Here is a 17574-nt window from a genome sequence, read left to right as displayed (position 1 = left end):
CGGCTTATTCGTGGCGAAGGGCGAATCCGACAATGCCCCTGATTTCTAAGGGCTTAGGTGACAAAACGCGACCGTTGCCGCCGCGAAAGTGCCGGACGTGATGCGGTCGAATGCGTGGCCCTGAACCGTCGAGGCTCATTCCGCGGCTCTCAGGGACGGGTGATCCTGTAGACCAGCAAATCATTTGAATCCGTAAGCTTGGTTGCGGTCCTGTCCAGATAGTCGATCAGGCCTTTATGATGCTCGACGAACAGCAGGTCCTGCTTGTCTGTGGCGTTCTTGGCCACGCCGAACAGATCCGCGCCCTGCGCGCGCAGTTCCTCGAGCTGTGCGATTGCGGTGGCGTCATCGGCGACGAATTTCGACCATTCGGAATCGCCTCCGCCAGGCGGGAATACCCAGCCGCGCGCCCTGCTGTAGTAGACTGCGACGGGATCACCGACTTCCGGCGCGATGGCGACGACGAGATCGCCCGGTTGCGTCAGCCGCGCCAGTTCCTCGCCAAGCAGCTTGCCCTTCATCGCGACCGGCTTCTTCATCGTCCTGACCAGCGGAAGGGTCGACCAGCCGAGCGCTATGGCGACGATACAGATCAAGCGAAGCATCACTGCCGGCGTTAGAAAGGTTGTCGATGCAAGCCTTGCCAGAAGAAGCGCGCCATGGCCGCAGAATATCGCAACCGGCACATGGAAGATGTGGAAGTTCCACACATTGCTGGTGATCTCGCCCGCCGCCGCCAGATAAAGAATAAACGCCGCAGCCAGCCACACATAGGGAATGGCCGAAAGGATGCGCTGCTTCGGGTCTTCGGCGGGTCTGGGCGGCATCCACATGCCGACGGCGAACAGCACCATGAACGGATAGCCATAGAACCATAAGACCGAGGTGTTCCATGCGGATTTGAAGTAGAATCTGTCCCTGACATATGTCCAGAAGCCGTAATCCCAGATATAGCCGCCGCTGCCGGCGAAATGAAACGGCGGATAGCTGCGGGCGAGATAGATCGCCCAGCTGAAATAAGCGCCGATGATGGCCAGGCTCAAAAGCCCTGACAGGAAGACCAAGCTCGCCTGCTTCCACTTCTTCTCCAGAATCCAGCGGACCATCAGATAGAAGATGACAGCGCCGGCGGCGATGCCCGGAGGCTTTGACAGCACGCCCAGCGAGAAGCTGGCCGTGGCGAGCGGCAAGAGCCAGCCGCTGCCGCCGACCCAGTATTTGGCGAACAGCCAGACACCAAGAGTGACCAAGGCCAGCATCGCGGGATCGGGAAGAAACGAGCTGTCGATCTGGATCGCCGCCGGCATCAGCGCGTAGGCCAATGCTGCCGCGTGGGCGTGCCTCTCGCCCCAGCACAGCGCCGTCAGCCTGTGCAGCGAAAACACGGTCAGCAGCCCGAACAAGGCCGCAACCACGCGGCCGAACCAGTCGTGCCAGCCGAAGAGTTGGTAGAGCAGGGCTGAGAGATAGCTGACGATCTGGAACTCGCGGCCCTGATAGCTTGGCCCGGGCCCGGTCCAGCTGACCTCGGGAAAGAAGATGTTCCAGCTGCGCTGCTGGAAGTTGTCGGCCATCATGGCGGTGCTTATCTCACGCCAACTGAAGCCGTCGACCAGCGGCAAGGTGATCTTGTGGAACCTGAAGACGATCGCAATAATCAGGATCCCCAGCAGGATTGCCGTGTCGAGGTTCAGATAGTTGCGGGCAGCCTTTTCCCGGTCGATCGTCTCCTGCGGGTATTGCCGACTTTCGGGCCGATTCAATTCCAGGTCGTCCGGCGCGAGACGCAGCGGTGGGGAGGGGTTGCGGGGCGGCTTTCTCATGCCGGCAGTTCATCAGCAGTGGCTTAAAAAGCAATTCATCCAAATTGAGTACTGACCCTCCTCCTCGTGCTAAGATGGCAAGAACCCCGGCTCGCCCTCTATGGCGAAAACGATCAATAAGAATCATTGCCCCCATCACGCCTTTGCGCTTGAAATGCCGTCATACATTGGACATAGAGCTAACCGCAGAACTCCGGTCCCGGCTTTCTGCCCGTTTCAACCATTAGGACCGATATCATGGCCTTCCTTGCCGATGCTCTTTCCCGTGTGAAGCCTTCAGCCACCATCGCCGTCTCCCAGAAAGCGCGCGAGCTGAAAGCAAAAGGACGCGACGTCATCGGCCTCGGCGCCGGCGAGCCGGATTTCGATACGCCCGAGAATATCAAGAAGGCCGCCATCGACGCGATCAACCGCGGCGAGACGAAGTACACGCCGGTTTCCGGTATTCCCGAATTGCGCAAGGCGATCGCCGCCAAGTTCAAGCGCGAGAACGGCCTGGAATATTCCTGGGAGCAGACGATCGTCGGCACGGGCGGCAAACAGATCCTGTTCAACGCCTTCATGGCGACGCTGAACCCCGGCGACGAGGTCGTCGTCCCTGCGCCCTACTGGGTTTCCTATCCCGAGATGGTGGCGCTGTGCGGCGGCACGCCGGTTTTCGTTTCTGCGACCCAGGAACACAATTTCAAGCTCCAGGCCGCCGATCTCGAAAAGGCGATCACGCCGAAGACCAAGTGGTTCATCTTCAACTCGCCGTCCAACCCGACGGGTGCTGCCTATACGCATGCCGAGCTGAAGGCGCTGACCGACGTGCTGATGAAGCATCCGCATGTCTGGGTGCTGACCGACGACATGTACGAGCACCTGACGTATGGCGACTTCAAGTTCGTCACGCCTGTCGAAGTCGAGCCCAAGCTCTACGACCGCACGCTGACGATGAACGGCGTCTCCAAGGCCTATGCGATGACCGGCTGGCGTATCGGCTATGCGGCCGGCCCGATCCAGCTCATCAAGGCGATGGACATGATCCAGGGTCAGCAGACCTCCGGCGCGACCTCGATCGCCCAGTGGGCGGCCGTCGAAGCGCTGAACGGCACGCAGGACTTCATCCCCGAGAACAAGAAGATCTTCGAAGGCCGCCGCGATCTCGTCGTGTCCATGCTGAACCAGGCCAAGGGCATCGTCTGCCCGGTTCCGGAAGGCGCCTTCTATGTATACCCGTCCTGCGCCGGCTTGATCGGCAAGACGGCGCCGTCCGGCAAGGTTATCGAGACCGACGAGGATTTCGTTTCCGAGCTTCTGGAATCGGAAGGTGTGGCCGTCGTTCACGGCTCGGCCTTCGGCCTCGGCCCGAACTTCCGCATCTCCTACGCAACCTCGGAGGATTTGCTCGAGGAAGCCTGCCGCCGCATCCAGCGCTTCTGCGCCGCCTGCAAGTAAGCCGGTTGCGCTAACATCGATCGAAGGCCCGCCGGCGACGGCGGGCCTTTTTGTTGCGGCGTTGACGATGTGGCTGCATGTGGCTACATTTGACGTCATGAAGACCGTTTCGATCCGTGACGCGAAGAACCGCCTGACCGAGCTTGCCCGCGAGGTCGAGGAAGGCGAGACCATTGTCGTGACCCGCAACGGCAAGCCGGTCTTCGATCTCGTGCCGCATCAGAAGCGCGGCGGTTTGAACCTGGAGGCTGGAGAGGCCTATCTTCGTTCCAAGGGCATCACGAGGACGGAGATGTATATCGCCGACGACTTCGACGATCCTCTGCCGGAAGATTTCCTTCTGAAGCCGCTGCCGTGACCATGCGGGTCCTGCTTGACACGCACATGGTGATCGCGATTGCGCAGAAGCAACTGACGGAACGTTTCCCGCGTGTCGAGCAGCTGCTTTCGGACCATGCCGCCAGCGGCTTCGTCAGCGTTGCCAGTCTTTGGGAAATTGCCATCAAGACGAGGCTGGGCAAATTGCAGCCGGGATTGCCGTTAGAGACCATTCCCGTCTATCTCCGGGAGGCCGGGCTGACGATCCTGCCCGTCGAGGTCCCGCACGTCATCACCGCCGCCGATCCCGAGCCGGAGACGCGCGATCCCTTCGACCGGCTGCTGCTGGCGCAGTGCAAGGTCGAGGGCTTGCAGCTTGCGACGGTCGACCGATTGGTTGTCGACCATCCGCTGGCGCTGCGCCTCTGAAGCGCGTCGCAATCTTTCAGCTTCGCTCCCAGCGCTCCGGGTTTTTGATTTCTCGCATGTCGTCATCGCAAAACCGCTGCACACTTTTGCGCGACATGCTTTAGGCTTCCATCCTGATTGAAGACCTTGCGGCATCGATTCCGCTTTGCCTCGCAAGTCGTTGAATTCCGATTCAAATCGTGAGGGGGAGCGCCGTCGGCGCGGGTGATCTCAGGTTGCGGGCGGCCGCCAAACCAACTAGATATCCGCCATCAAGTTCAAGTTGCCGCTTTGGGAGGCCGGATTTTGCAGCAGAGTGCCGTCATCGTCTGTTCCGACGTCAACATGCTGCCGGCTGCCTGCTGCACCCTGCTTTCCGTCAAGCGCAATCTGGCGAAGGCTGGTGTTGAATTCCTGCTTCTCGGCATCGACCTGAAGCCGAACGAGGTCGCCGAGGTCGAAAGCTTCGCGCGCCTGCATGGCATGACGATCAAGGTGCTGCCCTATGCGACGCCGGATACGGCGCGCCAGGCGCGGGGCCGTTGGTCCGCCGCCACGCTGGCGCGGCTCTATATGGACCTGCAAATTCCGGGGAATATCGAGCGCCTGCTTTACCTCGACGCCGATGTGCTGGCGGTAGCGCCCGTCGACGAACTCTTCACCAGGGATCTCCAGGGCAAGGCGCTTGCCGCCGTCGATGACTATGTCATGGCCTTTCCCGAGAAGGCGGGCGCGCGGCAGCGCAAGATCGGCATGGGCGAGGGCGGACGCTATTTCAATGCCGGCGTCTTGCTGTTCGACTGGTCGGTCTGCCGGGCGAAGGGGCTTTTTGCCAGGACCCGGGAGATCTTCGAGGAGCGCTCGCATCTGTTCGAAAACAACGATCAGGATGCGCTGAACGTCACATTCGACGGCGACTGGCTGGTGCTCGATCCGCGCTGGAACACGCAGACGGGACTGCTGCCTTTTGTCGCCCGGCCGGCGATCCTCCATTTCACCGGCCGCAAGAAACCGTGGCAGGCGACCGTTCCCTGGGTGCACCGTCGGATGGCCGTGCGTTATGCCGAGGATCTCCGCAACACGCCGTGGGCCTCCTTCTGCAGGCAGCCGTCGGCAGCGGGCCGGGTTGCCGGCTTCTTCTCGCATGTGGGAAAGCAGATCGGCGGGCTGACGCGGCTTGCACGGATGCGCGCCTATTTCAGCAACAGCTAGATCGTCCTTGGAAAGTGCATGTGAGCCGATGGAATCAATTCCGAGCGATATCAGGACTACGGCCGCCGAAGATGGCGGAGTGAATCTCGTGACACCGGAAGCGTGGAAGGCGCTGCTGTCGCGCTATTCCCACATCGTGCTTGTGGCAAACAGCGAGGCGGTCGATTTCGAACGGCTCAGAAGCGAGCTGCCGGAGACGGCGCTCTACGTCTTCTTCAACAATGTCTACAAGGTGCTCGACGAGCCCTTCGCCGGTCATGCGGTGCTGGTTGCCCGCAGCGGCGTGATGGGCGCCAATATCGTCCACCGGCGCGAGGTGGGCGATGTCCTGCGCTTCTTTGCCGGCGATGACTTCCTGGGTGTCATCAATATTCGCGTCTCCCCGGAGGAAAACTTCAGCGAGGAAAGCCGCTTCAATGGCGCCAAGGCCCGCCACCTCGATCTGACGCAAATGCTTGGCGATCTCTATCCCCAGGGCAAAATCGCCACGAGCGGCTTCGCGATGGCGCTCTGGCTCGCCGACCTGCAACTGCCGGGCAAGATCCTGCTTGCCGGCTTTTCGGCCAAGAGAAGCGAGAAGTGGAAGGTCTTCGACGTGCACGATTGGACGTTCGAGCAGATCTTCCTGCGCCTCTTTGCCAGAATGGGTTCGATCTCGATGGTGGGCGGCGTCGATGCCAGCCCCTATTCGGCGCTCGCCAAGCGGTTTCCACAGGTGCCGCCGATCGAGATCGCGATGACGGCGGCCGAAGTCTTGTCCGAGCGGCTCCATAATGCCAACGGCCAGATCGACAGGCTGATGTCAGTCACCAAATCCATTCGCGCCATCGAAAATTTCTTCCGGCGCTTCAAGCCGAAAACCCGTAAAGAGCGCTTCCTCGAAAAGTCGAAGGGATAAGCTGCTTCACCGCAGTGTTCTGTCTTCAAAGCCCCAGCGCCGTCAGCATGACGAAGGTGGAAAACAGGATGAAATGCGTCATGCCCTCGATGGCGTTGGTCTCGCCGTCGTTGAGATTGATTGCCGCGGCAATCAGCGTGATCGCGACCATCACCGTCTGCACCGGGGTCATCGCCATGATGAGGGGCTGGCCGGTATAGAGCGCGATCGCCTCCATGGCGGGCACCGTCAGGATCACCGTCGACAGCGAGGCGCCCATGGCGATATTGACCGTCGCCTGCATCCGGTTCCGCAACGCCGCCCTCAAGGCGGTCAGGATCTCGGGGGCGGCCGAAATCGCCGCGACGACGACGGCCGTGACGGCGATCGGGGCGCCGCTATCGCGCAGGCCCTCAGCCATAAAAGCCGACATGAACTCCGCCAGCAGGCCGATGATGACTATGCCTGCGAGGATGCTCACGATCGAGGCCGCCGCCGGTCCCTCGGTGTCGCGTTCGTCGTGACTTTCCTTCTTCCGCTCGGAGCGCGGATAGCTGTAACTGAAGAAATAGCTGTGCTGCCCGACCTGCATGCGCAGGAAGAGGCCGTAAAGCGCGATCATCGCGACGATGGTGAAGGCGGAATAATAGTGCCACTTATCGCTCGGCACGAATTCCGGCACGATCATGGAAATGCCCATGGCGGTGAGGATCATCACGCCGTAGGTCTTGCCCGAATTGTCGTTATAGGGCTGCTCGCCGTGTTTGAGGCCGCCGAGCAGGGCGGCGAGGCCGAGAATGCCGTTGATGTCGAGCATCAGGGCCGAATAGATCGTGTCGCGCACCAGCGTCGGAGAACTCTCGCCGGTCATCATGATGGCGAGGATGAGGACTTCGACGGCGAGGGCCGAAAGTGTCAGGATCATCGTGCCGTAGGGATCGCCGACCTTGACGGCGAGCAGTTCGGCATGATGGGCGACGCGGATCGAGGCAAGCACGATGGTGGCGACCAGGGCGGTGGCGGCGAGCAGCGCGACACCGCGTCCCATTTCGATCACTGCGTGTTCCAGGAGATACGCGATCATCGCGGCGGCAAGCGCGGCGACGAGATATTTTTCCGCTTTAAAGCGTGAAGCGATGCCCAAATCAAAGCTCCCGTTGCGATTCATGCCTCTTAACTAAGTCACTGATTCGGGATGGGAAGCGCGCCACGGCACTCTGCTATTTGCAGTCTTCGGCGTTTAATGGAATACTGAACGCCATCGGGGCCGGAAAGCAGATCGCGGCGTCCTCGTATTCTCGTCAAGCGGCCGCGATGATCCGGACCCTGTCCGGAGGCGTGCGAATGCGCAACATAAAGATGAGGAGACGGATGCATGATAAAGGTGGTCTACGAAGTCGTGCCGCATGACGGCGGCTGGGCCTACAGACTGGGAGGCGTCTATTCCGAAGCATTTCCGAGCCATGCCGAGGCGCTCGAAGCTGCGCGTATCGTCGCGGCCGAACAGCAGGTCGGCGGCGATTCCGCCGAGATCAGCTGGCAGGACGAAAACGGCAAGTGGCACGAGGAATACGCCGAGGGCGGAGACCGGCCGGAAACGGAAGTGGTGGACGGCCTGTGGCAGGATCGCGCGGCCGGAGCCCCGCATGGCGCGTGACGCTAAGCATTGCCCTTCAATGCCCGCGCGACGATCGCGTCGACAAAGTCGCGCTTCTGCGCGGTATAGCGATCGCCGTCCGTCCTGAACGCGGCTGCCAGTCTGCGTTTGAGCGCGGCATACTCGCTCGCCGACTTCGGATGCGCGATGAGATAATCCCGGAAAGCCAGCCTGTTTCGATGTGTGCCGTTGCCGGCCGGGCAAAGGTAGACCCGCTCCGCCGGTGCCGAACCTCTCGATAAAAATGCCCAGACCTCGTCGTCATAGCGATTGCCGCGCGGTTCATAGCCTTCCGCCAGAAGCACCGCTGTGGCATCGGCGATATGCTCGAGGCCGGGAAGAACGATGTCGATATCGATCAGAGGCTTTGCGATCATGCCCGCTATCGACGTGCTGCCGATATGATCGATGGAGAGCGCCTGCGGCAGCCAGGTGAGCAGCCGGCTGCGGATGCGCCGGAAATCCGCCGGCCATTGCGGATCGTAAGGCACCAGTTCAACCGGATTGTGAGGTGTCATCTTTATCCTGTTAGAGCAATGTCAGCAAAATGGTGATGCGATTGGTGTCAGGAATCGCAGGAAAAACAGGGGTATAAAGTGATGCGCATCCCGGTGGAGACGCGCTGACGATCCCTTGAATTGTGCATGATTCCTTTCGGAAATCGATTCCGATTTTGGGACTATCCGCCAGAGCATGATGCCGAAAAGTGTGAGCGGTTTTCGGACGACATCATGCACTAACTCTTTAATTTAGAACAGGATTCAGTTTTTAGGCCGACCGGGCCTAAAATCATCCTGTTCTAGTCGAATACCGGTAGTAATCCTGCAGGCCGTTGACCAGCGCGTCGAAAGTGACGCGGCAGCGTGGCGAGGATTTCAGGCTCTCATGCATCGCCACCCAGGTGCCGAGCGGGATGTTGAAAGCATCGGCCAGGAGATGCACGAGATCAGCATTCTCCCGTGCAAGCCCGATCTGGCAGAGACCGATGCCGACCCCGGCGCGGATCGCGGCAAGCTGGGCGAGGTTGCTGTCGGTCCTGTAGGCGAATTTGATCCCGTCCGGCACCGGATAGCGCTTCATCACCAGGCGGACATAGGCCGTCTGCCGGTCAAAGCCGATAAGCCGATGATGTGCGAGGTCAGCCACGCTTTGCGGAATGCCATATCGTTCGAGATAGCGGCGATGGGCATGGAAGCCGAGCGGAATATCGCCGATGCGGCGCACGACGAGCGCATCTTGCTGCGGTTCGGCCATGCGCACGGCAATATCGGCCTCGCGATTCACCAGATCCTCGATCGCATCGGAAGCCGAGAGTTCGATCTGCAGCTCGGGATGGGCGTCCTGTAACGGCCCGAGAATCGCAGGCAGCACTTCGACGGCGATGACCTCGCTGGCGCTGATCCTGATCGTTCCGGCGACGCGTTCGCGTTGGCTGGATGCGGTCCGCAACAGCGCAGCGGTGGTTGCCGCCAGCGTCTCGGCATAGGGCTCGAGCGCCAGTGCTGCGTCGGTCGGCAGCAGACCGTTCGGCGATCGGGTGAAGAGCTCGGCGCCGATCGCCAGTTCCAGGGCATCGACATGGCGGCCTATGGTCGGCTGCGTCAACCCCAGCTCGCGGGCGGCGGCCGACAGCGATCCGTGCTGGAGCACGGTGAGGAAACTGCGATAGAAATCCCAGCTCGGTTCGGAGTTCATATATTTTTGTATGTCGGATCCACTGATTTCGTCAATTTCGTTTATGTGAGGGCGGGAGCATATTCATTTCATGGATCGAAGGAGATGCATGTGATGAGCAGAGAGACGAAGAAGACCGCCCTTGTTCTCGGCGCGACCGGTGGGATTGGCGGCGCGGTCGCGCGAAAGCTGCTGGAGCGTGGCTGGCGGATCCGCGCGCTGAACCGTGATGCGGAACGGGCGATGGGGAAAGAGCCGGTATTCGAATGGGTCCAGGGCGATGCGATGAATGCCGGCGACGTCCTGAAGGCGGCCGAAGGCGTCGGGCTGATTGTCCATGCCGTCAATCCGCCGGGCTACCGCGACTGGGACAAGCTGGTGCTGCCGATGCTCGACAATACAATTGCCGCTGCCCGCGCTGTCGGCGCGCGCATCGTGCTGCCCGGCAACGTCTATAATTTCGGTCCCGATGCCCTGCCGATGCCGACGGAGGAGAGCCCGCAGCATCCGGTAACCAGGAAAGGTGCGATCCGGGTGGAGATGGAGGAACGGCTGAAGGCGGCGGCGCAAGCCGGCATCGGCGCCATCATCGTCCGCGCCGGCGATTTCTTCGGTCCGGGCGCCACTGCCAACAGCTGGTTCTCGTCCGGCCTGGTGACGCCGGGCAAGCCGGTCGGCACGATCAAAAACCCCGGACGGCGTGGAGTCGGTCATCAATGGACCTACTTGCCCGACATGGCGGAAACCATGGCGCAGCTCATCGAACGGGCCGATCGGCTCCCGTCCTTTGCCGTCTATCATATGGACGGCTTCTGGGATGCCGACGGCATGCAGATGGCGGAAACGATCAGGCGCGTTGCCGGCGGCAAGGCGAAGATCGGGCGTTTTCCCTGGTGGATCGTGCCGCTCGCTACGCCCTTCCTTCCCTTGATGCGGGAGATCAACGAGATGCGCTATCTGTGGAAGGTGCCGTTGCGGATGTCGAACACCAAACTGACGGCTGAACTCGGAAAAGAGCCGCGCACGCCGATCGACGAGGCCGTCAAGGCGACGCTCGTGGCGCTCGGCTGCCTGTCCGAACCGCAGCATCATCAGACAGCGTCCGCCGTTATCGGGCATTCACTGCAGGGCGGACGTTAAGCCGCAAGTTCGGAAAGGGCGAGCCGGGCGACCGTCAGAGCGGTCTCGACCTGAGGCGTGTTTGCGTCTCCGAGGAACCAGGCGGCGGAAAGTCCGGCATAGGCGGCGATCCATTGCAAAAGCCGCTTCGGCTCCAGCCTCGCTTCCATCGAGACGACGGCGAGCTGGCGGCGGAAACGGCTGGGATCGGTGATGGTTGGCAGCTCCTCGTTGGCAAAGATATTGGCGAAATCGAAGCCGCGTTCGCCGTGAAGGCGCTTCGGATCGATCGCCAGCCAGCCGCGTGTCTCGAAATCGAGAATATTGCCGTGGTGAATGTCGCCGTGGAGGATGGTGACTTCGCGCGGGTCGGAAAGAAGGGCTTTGGCGACCGTCGAGCAATCGGCAAATGTGCCGCCAACTTTATCGGCCGTCGGTTGCAGTTCACGGAACCAGCGGGTGAGGGGTATCGGATCGGGAAGCGGCTTTTGGCGCGGCGCATGCAGCCTTGCGGCCGTCCGGCAGAGGATACGGCTGGCCTCGTCGTCTTCGCCATTCATCGCCATGGCAAGCAGCGAGCGTTTGCCCGTCGCCCGTTCCAGAAGCACGGCGTCGCCCTCATGGGCGTAGACATGGGCCGCGCCATCGCCGTCCCACCATTGCATCAACAGCGCGCCATATCGTTCGTCGTTGTCTGTCGCCACCTTCAGCATGGCGGGCCTATCCTGCCAGAGGACCGGCAGCAGGCGGCTCGAATGGGTGAGGATCGGCTCGCCGTCTGATATGAGCGACCAGCGATCGAGATAGGGAGCGAACATGGCGACACCGTACAAAGATGGAGCGGAAATGGAAATCCCGCCGCTCAGCGGGATTTCGCAATTCGGATCCGAAAGGCTCAGGCGACCTTCTCGACAGCGGAATAGTCGATGTAACCCTTGGCGGTGCCGCCGTAGAAGGTCGACTGGTCCGGCGTGTTGAGCGGCAAGTTCTTTGCCAGCCGTTCGACGAGGTCGGGATTGGCGATGAAGGGCTTGCCGAAGGCGACGAGATCGGCGCGGCCGCTTTCGACGGCATCGACCGCCAGGTCGCGGTCATAGCCGTTATTGACCATCCAGTTGGCCTTGCCGCCGGCCGTTTCATAGGTCCGGCGCAGCGCCTTGTAGTCGAAGGGAGGATTGTCGCCCTGCTTGTAATCACGGTCGCCGCCCGTCTGGCCTTCGATGACGTGGAGATAAGCGAGGTCGTATTTGGCCAGTCCCTCGACGACATGGGCGAAGGTGGCCTGCGGATTGGAATCGTAGCTTTCGCCCGACGGCGTCATCGGTGAAATGCGGATCGCGGTGCGGCCGGCACCGACTTCGCTCACGACGGCATCCACGACTTCAAAGGCGAGCCGCGTGCGGTTCTCGATCGAGCCGCCATATTGGTCCGTGCGGTCATTGACGCCGTCACGAATGAACTGGTCGAGCAGATAGCCGTTGGCGCCATGGATTTCGACACCGTCAAAGCCGGCGTCGATGGCGGCGCGGGCAGCGTTGCGGTAATCCTCGACGATACCAGGGATTTCGGCGGTTTCGAGCGCGCGCGGCTCGGAGGTGTCGGCGAAGCTGCCGCTGCCGTCGGCGTTGACCAGATAGGTCTTGGCCTTGGCGACGCGATTGGTCGAGGAGACCGGCTTGCCGCCATCCGGCTGCAGCGTCGTGTGCGAAATGCGGCCGACATGCCACATCTGTACGACGATCTTGCCGCCGGCGGCGTGAACGGCGTCGGTCACACGCTTCCAGCCTTCGAGCGCTGCCTTGCTATAAAGACCGGGCACGTCGGCATAACCCTGGCCTTGATGGGTGATCGCGGTCGCTTCGGTAATGATCAGCCCTGCCGTGGCGCGCTGGCGGTAATATTCGACGTTGAGGTCGTTGGGGATCGCGCCCGGCGAGCGGTTGCGGGTGAGCGGCGCCATGACGATGCGGTTCTTGACTGATATGTCGCCAACCTTGGTGGGTTCGAAAAGCTTGGCCATGATGGTCCTTTCTTTTGCGGGAGGATCACTCGGCGGGGGCAAGGGCGGCTCGGCCCCCGGCGGAGAGATGCTCGAGCGCCGTTGCGTCAAGGCCGATCGGGCCATCAGCGCTGCGGCGGAGATTTTACAGGTCCTGCGTCAGCTGCTTGAGGAAGGCTGCGATCGTGTCTTCGTTGCGCTTGTAGAAGATCCACTGTCCGACGCGTTTGGTGGTGACGAGACCGGCGCGGTGCAGTGTCCCGAGATGGGCCGAAACCGTCGACTGCGACAGGCCGCACCGTTCGAATTGGCTGGCGCAGACCCCCATTTCGAAAGGATGCTCCTGCGTGAGGAAATGTTCCTCCGGATTTTTCAGCCAGTTCAGAATGGCCATCCGGGTGGGATGCGCGAGCGCCTTGATGATCTCGTCTCTGTCCATCGCGGTTTGTCGATCCATAAATCGTATTTTCTCGATATATGGATCGATACTCGTCGATATGCAAATCACGGAGGCGTGAGGCGGCAGCTGCCGGGGCATGCGCAAATTTTGGGCAAAAAAAGAGGGCCACTGGAAACCAGGGCCCTTATAAGTTGTGAAGGTCAAAAACCTCCAGAGGGGAACAGCTAATGCGGTGGTACTGGGAGAGAAACCACGAAATGCATCAGCTGAAAGGGATATGGTGCTTCCTTAGGCAGGTTTCAATGCTTTTTTGTGCATGCCTGCTATGCGCCGCACAAATTTTTTGCGATGCAGCATTGCCCCGATCGGCAAGGCAAAAAAAGAGGGCCGCTGGAAAACCAGGGCCCTTATAAGTGTGAAGGTCAAAAACCTCCAGAGGGGAACAGCTAATGCGGTGGAACTGGGAGGAAAAGCCACCATGTGCATCAGCTATGTGCGATATGGTGGTTTAATGGGCAAACGGCAACCCACATTTGCGCATGTCAGTCATGCGCTCTCTGCATAGTATAGAAATCATTCCATAAATCTGGCCTGGATCCGGATGATTTGAGGCCGATCCCGGCCTAAAATCATTCGGATCTAAACCAAAGAAGGTGAGCATGATGTCGACCGAAAACCGCTCACACTTTTCGGCATCATGCTCTAGAAGTTCCAGTTTCTGGCCTTGCTGACGATAAAATCGCGGAAGGCCTTCAGCTTGGCGGCGTTCTTGATCTCGTCGGGATAGCAGAAATAGGTGTCGAAGGAGGGGACGTCGGCATTGATCGCCAGCTGAATCAGGCCGGGATCGCGCCCGACGATGTAATCCGGCAGGCAGGCGACGCCGATACCGAGCAGGCAGGCGCGCTTGATCGAGGTCTGGCTGTTGATCTGCAGATGCGGGATGCGCTTGTTGTCCGACGAGCGGCCGGCGACTTCGAGCCAGTTGACGTCGAGCAGGTAGCTCGGCGCCGGCTCGCCGAAGGTGATGATGCGGTGGTTGTCGAGATCTTCGATCTTCTGCGGCTCGCCGTGGCGGTTGATGTAGGAGGGAGCGGCATAGACGTGCATGTGCACGGTGAAGAGTTTGCGCTGGATGAGGTCGGATTGCTGCGGCTGGCGCAGGCGGATCGCGCAGTCGGCATGGCGCATGTTCACATCCACTTCCTCATTGTCGAGGATCAGCTGGATCTGCACATCGGGATAAAGCTGCAGGAATTCCTGGATCTTGTCGGTCAGCCAGCCCTGGCCGAGGCCGACCGTCGTCGTCACACGCAGCTTGCCGGACGGGGTCTCGGTCGTCTCGGTGAGCTGCATCTTCACGGTTTCGAGCTTCAGCAGCACGTCATGGGCGGTGCGGTACAGCAGTTCGCCCTGTTCCGTCAGGATCAGGCCGCGTGCATGGCGGTGAAACAGCTTGGTGCCGACATCCTGCTCGAGCGCGCTCACCTGGCGGCTGATGGCCGATTGGGACAGATGCAGCTTATCGGCCGCGTGCGTGAACGAACCCGCCTCGGCAGCTGCGTGGAAAATACGCAGCTTGTCCCAATCCAATGGCATTCCCCCGCCTCTCATGCCGCTCTTACTCCGCAGCCACGGCGACGGGCATGTGGCCCGTCAGATATCGCTCGGCTTCGAGCGCTGCCATGCACCCCATGCCGGCGGCGGTGACGGCCTGGCGGAAGGTGTCGTCGGTCACGTCGCCGGCGGCATAGACACCCTCGAGGCTGGTCGCGGTCGAATCCGGCGCGGTCCAGAGATAGCCGTTGTCCTTCAGCTTCAGCTTGTCCTTGAAGAGCTCGGTTGCCGGCGCGTGGCCGATGGCGACGAAGACGCCGTCGATCGGCATCTCGGTGACAGCACCGGTTCTGACGTCACGCAGGCGGGCGCCGGAGACGGATTGCGGCATCGGGGGTTTTGCCGGCGTGCCTGTTATTTCGGCCACTTCGGTGTTCCACAGCACCTTGACGTTTTCCTTGGCGAACAGCCGTTCCTGCAGGATTTTCTCGGCGCGGAAGGTGTCGCGGCGATGTACCAATGTCACCGACTTGGCGATGTTGGAGAGATAGAGCGCCTCTTCGACGGCGCTGTTGCCGCCGCCGACGACGATCACATCCTTGTTGCGATAGAAGAAGCCGTCGCAGGTGGCGCAGGCTGAAACACCGAAGCCCTGGAAATGCTGTTCGCTTTCGATGCCGAGCCACTTGGCCTTCGCGCCGGTGGCGATGATCAGCGTATCGGCGGTCCACACCTGGCCGCTGTCGGTGCGGGCGACGAAGGGCCGCTGGTTCATGTCGACCTCGGTCACGAGGTCGTTGACGATCTCGGCGCCGACATGTTTTGCCTGCTGCAGCATCTGCTCCATCAGCCAGGGACCCTGGATCGGATCGGCAAAGCCCGGATAGTTCTCGACATCGGTGGTGATCATCAGCTGACCGCCCTGTTCGAGACCGGCGATCAAAACCGGTTTCAGCATGGCGCGCGCGGCATAGACCGCGGCGGTATAGCCCGCGGGTCCGGAACCGATGATGAGCACCTTGGTGTGGCGGGCGGGCATGTCATTTCCTTTCGACTGGCAGGAGGGCGGCGGCTAAATAGCGATTGCGGCCGTTTCGCGGTCCATGCGCCATTTATGAACGACCAATGCTTTTATTCAAGGGCAGCCTTGCGTTACCAACAAGGCAAATCACCCTGTTGTGCAAGAATCCGTCATCGGCGTGAAACTTTCTTGCGTATTCCGCGGCTTTATATAGAAGCTCGCCGCGGAGAATTAAAGAAAGGCCATGATGTGGGTCGCACCGAGCTCGATGTCATCGACATAAAGATCCTCCGCGAGCTGCAGGCCGACGGCCGCATGACCAATGTCGAGCTCGCCGATCGCGTCGGTATTTCGGCGCCGCCCTGCCTGCGCCGGGTGCGCAAGCTCGAGGAAGCCGGCATCATCGAAGGCTATCACGCCATGCTGAACAGCCCGAAGCTCGGCTTCGACCTGGTCGCCTTCTGCATGGTCGGGCTTAAGCATCAGTCGGAAGGCAATCTCAAGGCCTTCGCCGCCGCCACCACCGAATGGCCGCTGGTGCGCCAAGCCTGGATGGTTTCGGGCGACAGCGATTTCCTGCTGCATTGCGTGGCGGAAAACCTGACCCACTTCCAGGATTTCGTCATCGAGGTGCTGACGGCGAACGAACATGTCGACACCGTGCGCACCATGCTTACGATCCGGCAGGTGAAGAAGCTCGGGCTGGTGGAAGTCTGAACTATTTGCGCGAGGCATAACCGCCGCGGTTGATGCCGTGGCGCTGCAGCTTGTCGTAAAACGTCTTCCTCGGAATGCCGAGTGCCTCGATGGTGCGTCGCACGTCGCCGTCACTGGCCGCGAGCGCGTCGCGGATGATTTCCGCCTCGTAGCGTTCCAGCCGCTCGGGCAGCGTGCCGCCGCTCGGCTGCGGGGCAGGCGATGGCGCTCCGCCGCCTTCGACGCCAAGCACCACGCGTTCGGCATAATGGGAGAGTTCGCGGACGTTGCCGGGCCATGGATGCGAGGCAAGGTGGCGGCGAACCGCCTCCGAAAGCGGCGGCACATCGCGGCGGAAGCGCTCGGCGGCGCGGGCGGTAAAGTGGGAAAACAGCAGCGGAATATCGTCGCGACGTTCCCTCAGCGGCGGAATGGAAATCGTCACGACATTCAGCCGGTAATAGAGGTCCTCGCGAAAATCGCCGCGCACCTCGGGGTCGCCGAGGTCGATCTTGGCGGCTGCGACGACGCGCAGGTCGACCGGCCGCACTTCGTTGGTGCCGAGCGGGGTGATTTCGCGCATCTCCAGCACCCGCAGCATCTTGACCTGCGTGGCGACCGGCATGCTTTCGATCTCGTCGAGGAAAAGCGTGCCGCCGCTTGCATGTTCGATGCGGCCGGTGCGGCGCTTCTGGGCGCCGGTAAAGGCGCCGGCCTCGTGACCGAACAGCTCGCTTTCGATGACGGTTTCGGGCAGCGCCCCGCAGTTCAGCGCCACGAAGTTGCCTTTCCGTCGGTGGCTCCACTGATGCAGGATCTGGGCCACCACTTCCTTGCCGCTGCCGGTTTCGCCGGCGACCAGCACGTCGACATCGGTATCGGCGATATGGCGAAGGATCTTCCTGAGATTGTCCATGACCGGCGTCTGGCCGATCAGCGGCAAAGTCTCCTGCGCATCGTCGGCCGCCTTGCGCAGCATGCGGTTTTCCAGGACGAGCCGCCGTTTCTCGCTGGCGCGGCGCACGCTCTGGACGAGCCGATCGGCCGGGAAGGGTTTGGCGATGAAATCATAGGCGCCGTCCCGGATGGCCTGGACGGCCATCGGGATATCGCCGTGGCCGGTCATCAGGATGACGGGCAGGTCGGCATCCATGTCTTTAAGCGTGGCGAACAGCTGTAGGCCGTCGATCTCGGGCATGCGGATATCGGTGACGACGGGGCCGGAAAAGTCGGCCGGCAGGTCGGCCAGCGCCGCTTTGGCGCCGTCATAGGCGGAAACGGAGAAGCCGGCGAGCTCCAGCGTCTGGGCCGTGGCGCGGCGCAGATCGCCGTCATCGTCGATCAAAGCAACGGGTATGGCCATGTTCATGATC

The 17574-nt window shown here is 61.3% G+C and carries 18 protein-coding genes; 8 read left to right on the top strand and 10 right to left on the bottom strand.

The annotated features are described in order from the left end of the window. Positions 1 to 149 precede the first annotated feature (149 nt). Positions 150 to 1823 (bottom strand): glycosyltransferase family 39 protein, encoded by a 1674-nt coding sequence (locus CO655_RS16740; protein WP_097665533.1) that lies wholly within the window; start codon positions 1821 to 1823, stop codon positions 150 to 152. A 237-nt stretch (positions 1824 to 2060) separates the two neighbouring features. Between CO655_RS16740 and CO655_RS16735 the strand changes: the two genes are divergently transcribed. The 5 genes from CO655_RS16735 (at position 2061) to CO655_RS16715 (ending at position 6099) form a co-directional block, all read left to right on the top strand. After that, on the top strand, positions 2061 to 3263 hold the full coding sequence (locus CO655_RS16735) for a pyridoxal phosphate-dependent aminotransferase (RefSeq protein ID WP_038690321.1): 1203 nt from the start codon (positions 2061 to 2063) through the stop codon (positions 3261 to 3263). A gap of 97 nt (positions 3264 to 3360) precedes the next feature. Further along, positions 3361 to 3621, top strand: a complete 261-nt coding sequence (locus CO655_RS16730; RefSeq protein WP_097665607.1) for a type II toxin-antitoxin system prevent-host-death family antitoxin — start codon at positions 3361 to 3363, stop codon at positions 3619 to 3621. Positions 3622 to 3623: 2 nt separating this feature from the next. Continuing rightward, positions 3624 to 4010: a type II toxin-antitoxin system VapC family toxin gene (locus tag CO655_RS16725; RefSeq protein ID WP_097665532.1), complete on the top strand. Its 387-nt coding sequence runs from the start codon at positions 3624 to 3626 to the stop codon at positions 4008 to 4010. Positions 4011 to 4295: 285 nt separating this feature from the next. Continuing rightward, positions 4296 to 5201, top strand: coding sequence for a glycosyltransferase family 8 protein (locus CO655_RS16720; protein ID WP_097604660.1), 906 nt, complete (start codon positions 4296 to 4298; stop codon positions 5199 to 5201). Between the two features lie 28 nt (positions 5202 to 5229). Next, positions 5230 to 6099, top strand: a complete 870-nt coding sequence (locus tag CO655_RS16715; RefSeq protein ID WP_097665531.1) for a 3-deoxy-manno-octulosonate cytidylyltransferase — start codon at positions 5230 to 5232, stop codon at positions 6097 to 6099. 25 nt (positions 6100 to 6124) lie between these two features. Here CO655_RS16715 and CO655_RS16710 read toward each other — a convergent pair whose 3' ends face one another. Beyond that, positions 6125 to 7222, bottom strand: coding sequence for a calcium:proton antiporter (locus tag CO655_RS16710; protein ID WP_097665530.1), 1098 nt, complete (start codon positions 7220 to 7222; stop codon positions 6125 to 6127). A 231-nt stretch (positions 7223 to 7453) separates the two neighbouring features. On the opposite strand from CO655_RS16710, the gene CO655_RS16705 reads away from it, so the two are divergent. Continuing rightward, positions 7454 to 7735 (top strand): DUF2188 domain-containing protein, encoded by a 282-nt coding sequence (locus tag CO655_RS16705; RefSeq protein ID WP_004671042.1) that lies wholly within the window; start codon positions 7454 to 7456, stop codon positions 7733 to 7735. Between the two features lie 2 nt (positions 7736 to 7737). Here the strand turns inward: CO655_RS16705 and CO655_RS16700 are convergent, their stop codons facing one another. Further along, positions 7738 to 8253 carry a GrpB family protein gene (locus CO655_RS16700; protein ID WP_097665528.1) on the bottom strand — a complete coding sequence of 172 codons (516 nt, stop codon included), beginning with the start codon at positions 8251 to 8253 and terminating at the stop codon, positions 7738 to 7740. A 271-nt stretch (positions 8254 to 8524) separates the two neighbouring features. Then, complete coding sequence (locus tag CO655_RS16695; RefSeq protein ID WP_097665527.1) at positions 8525 to 9430, bottom strand: LysR family transcriptional regulator; 906 nt, start codon at positions 9428 to 9430, stop codon at positions 8525 to 8527. Between the two features lie 93 nt (positions 9431 to 9523). Here CO655_RS16695 and CO655_RS16690 point away from each other — a divergent pair, with 93 nt between their 5' ends. Next, positions 9524 to 10549 carry an NAD-dependent epimerase/dehydratase family protein gene (locus tag CO655_RS16690; protein WP_097665526.1) on the top strand — a complete coding sequence of 342 codons (1026 nt, stop codon included), beginning with the start codon at positions 9524 to 9526 and terminating at the stop codon, positions 10547 to 10549. Here the strand turns inward: CO655_RS16690 and CO655_RS16685 are convergent. From CO655_RS16685 to trxB, 5 genes are all read right to left on the bottom strand, one after another. Continuing rightward, complete coding sequence (locus tag CO655_RS16685) at positions 10546 to 11346, bottom strand: aminoglycoside phosphotransferase family protein (RefSeq protein WP_097665606.1); 801 nt, start codon at positions 11344 to 11346, stop codon at positions 10546 to 10548. The genes CO655_RS16690 and CO655_RS16685 overlap by 4 nt on opposite strands. A 77-nt stretch (positions 11347 to 11423) precedes the next feature. Continuing rightward, positions 11424 to 12548 carry an alkene reductase gene (locus CO655_RS16680; protein ID WP_097665524.1) on the bottom strand — a complete coding sequence of 375 codons (1125 nt, stop codon included), beginning with the start codon at positions 12546 to 12548 and terminating at the stop codon, positions 11424 to 11426. 124 nt (positions 12549 to 12672) lie between these two features. Continuing rightward, positions 12673 to 12966, bottom strand: a complete 294-nt coding sequence (locus tag CO655_RS16675) for a metalloregulator ArsR/SmtB family transcription factor (RefSeq protein ID WP_064684315.1) — start codon at positions 12964 to 12966, stop codon at positions 12673 to 12675. Between the two features lie 663 nt (positions 12967 to 13629). Then, positions 13630 to 14526, bottom strand: coding sequence for a LysR family transcriptional regulator VtlR (locus tag CO655_RS16665; protein ID WP_004671024.1), 897 nt, complete (start codon positions 14524 to 14526; stop codon positions 13630 to 13632). 22 nt (positions 14527 to 14548) lie between these two features. After that, positions 14549 to 15523 carry a thioredoxin-disulfide reductase gene (gene trxB / locus CO655_RS16660; protein ID WP_097665523.1) on the bottom strand — a complete coding sequence of 325 codons (975 nt, stop codon included), beginning with the start codon at positions 15521 to 15523 and terminating at the stop codon, positions 14549 to 14551. 231 nt (positions 15524 to 15754) lie between these two features. Between trxB and CO655_RS16655 the strand changes: the two genes are divergently transcribed. Continuing rightward, positions 15755 to 16222 (top strand): Lrp/AsnC family transcriptional regulator, encoded by a 468-nt coding sequence (locus CO655_RS16655; RefSeq protein WP_009992419.1) that lies wholly within the window; start codon positions 15755 to 15757, stop codon positions 16220 to 16222. Position 16223: 1 nt separating this feature from the next. Here the strand turns inward: CO655_RS16655 and CO655_RS16650 are convergent, their stop codons facing one another. Further along, positions 16224 to 17570 carry a sigma-54 dependent transcriptional regulator gene (locus tag CO655_RS16650; protein WP_097665521.1) on the bottom strand — a complete coding sequence of 449 codons (1347 nt, stop codon included), beginning with the start codon at positions 17568 to 17570 and terminating at the stop codon, positions 16224 to 16226. Positions 17571 to 17574: the final 4 nt, after the last annotated feature.

Origin of the sequence: Rhizobium sp. M1, assembly GCF_002531805.1 — a bacterium.
Taxonomy (GTDB): Bacteria; Pseudomonadota; Alphaproteobacteria; order Rhizobiales; family Rhizobiaceae; genus Rhizobium; species Rhizobium etli_C.
This window is presented reverse-complemented; position numbering and strand designations above follow the sequence as displayed.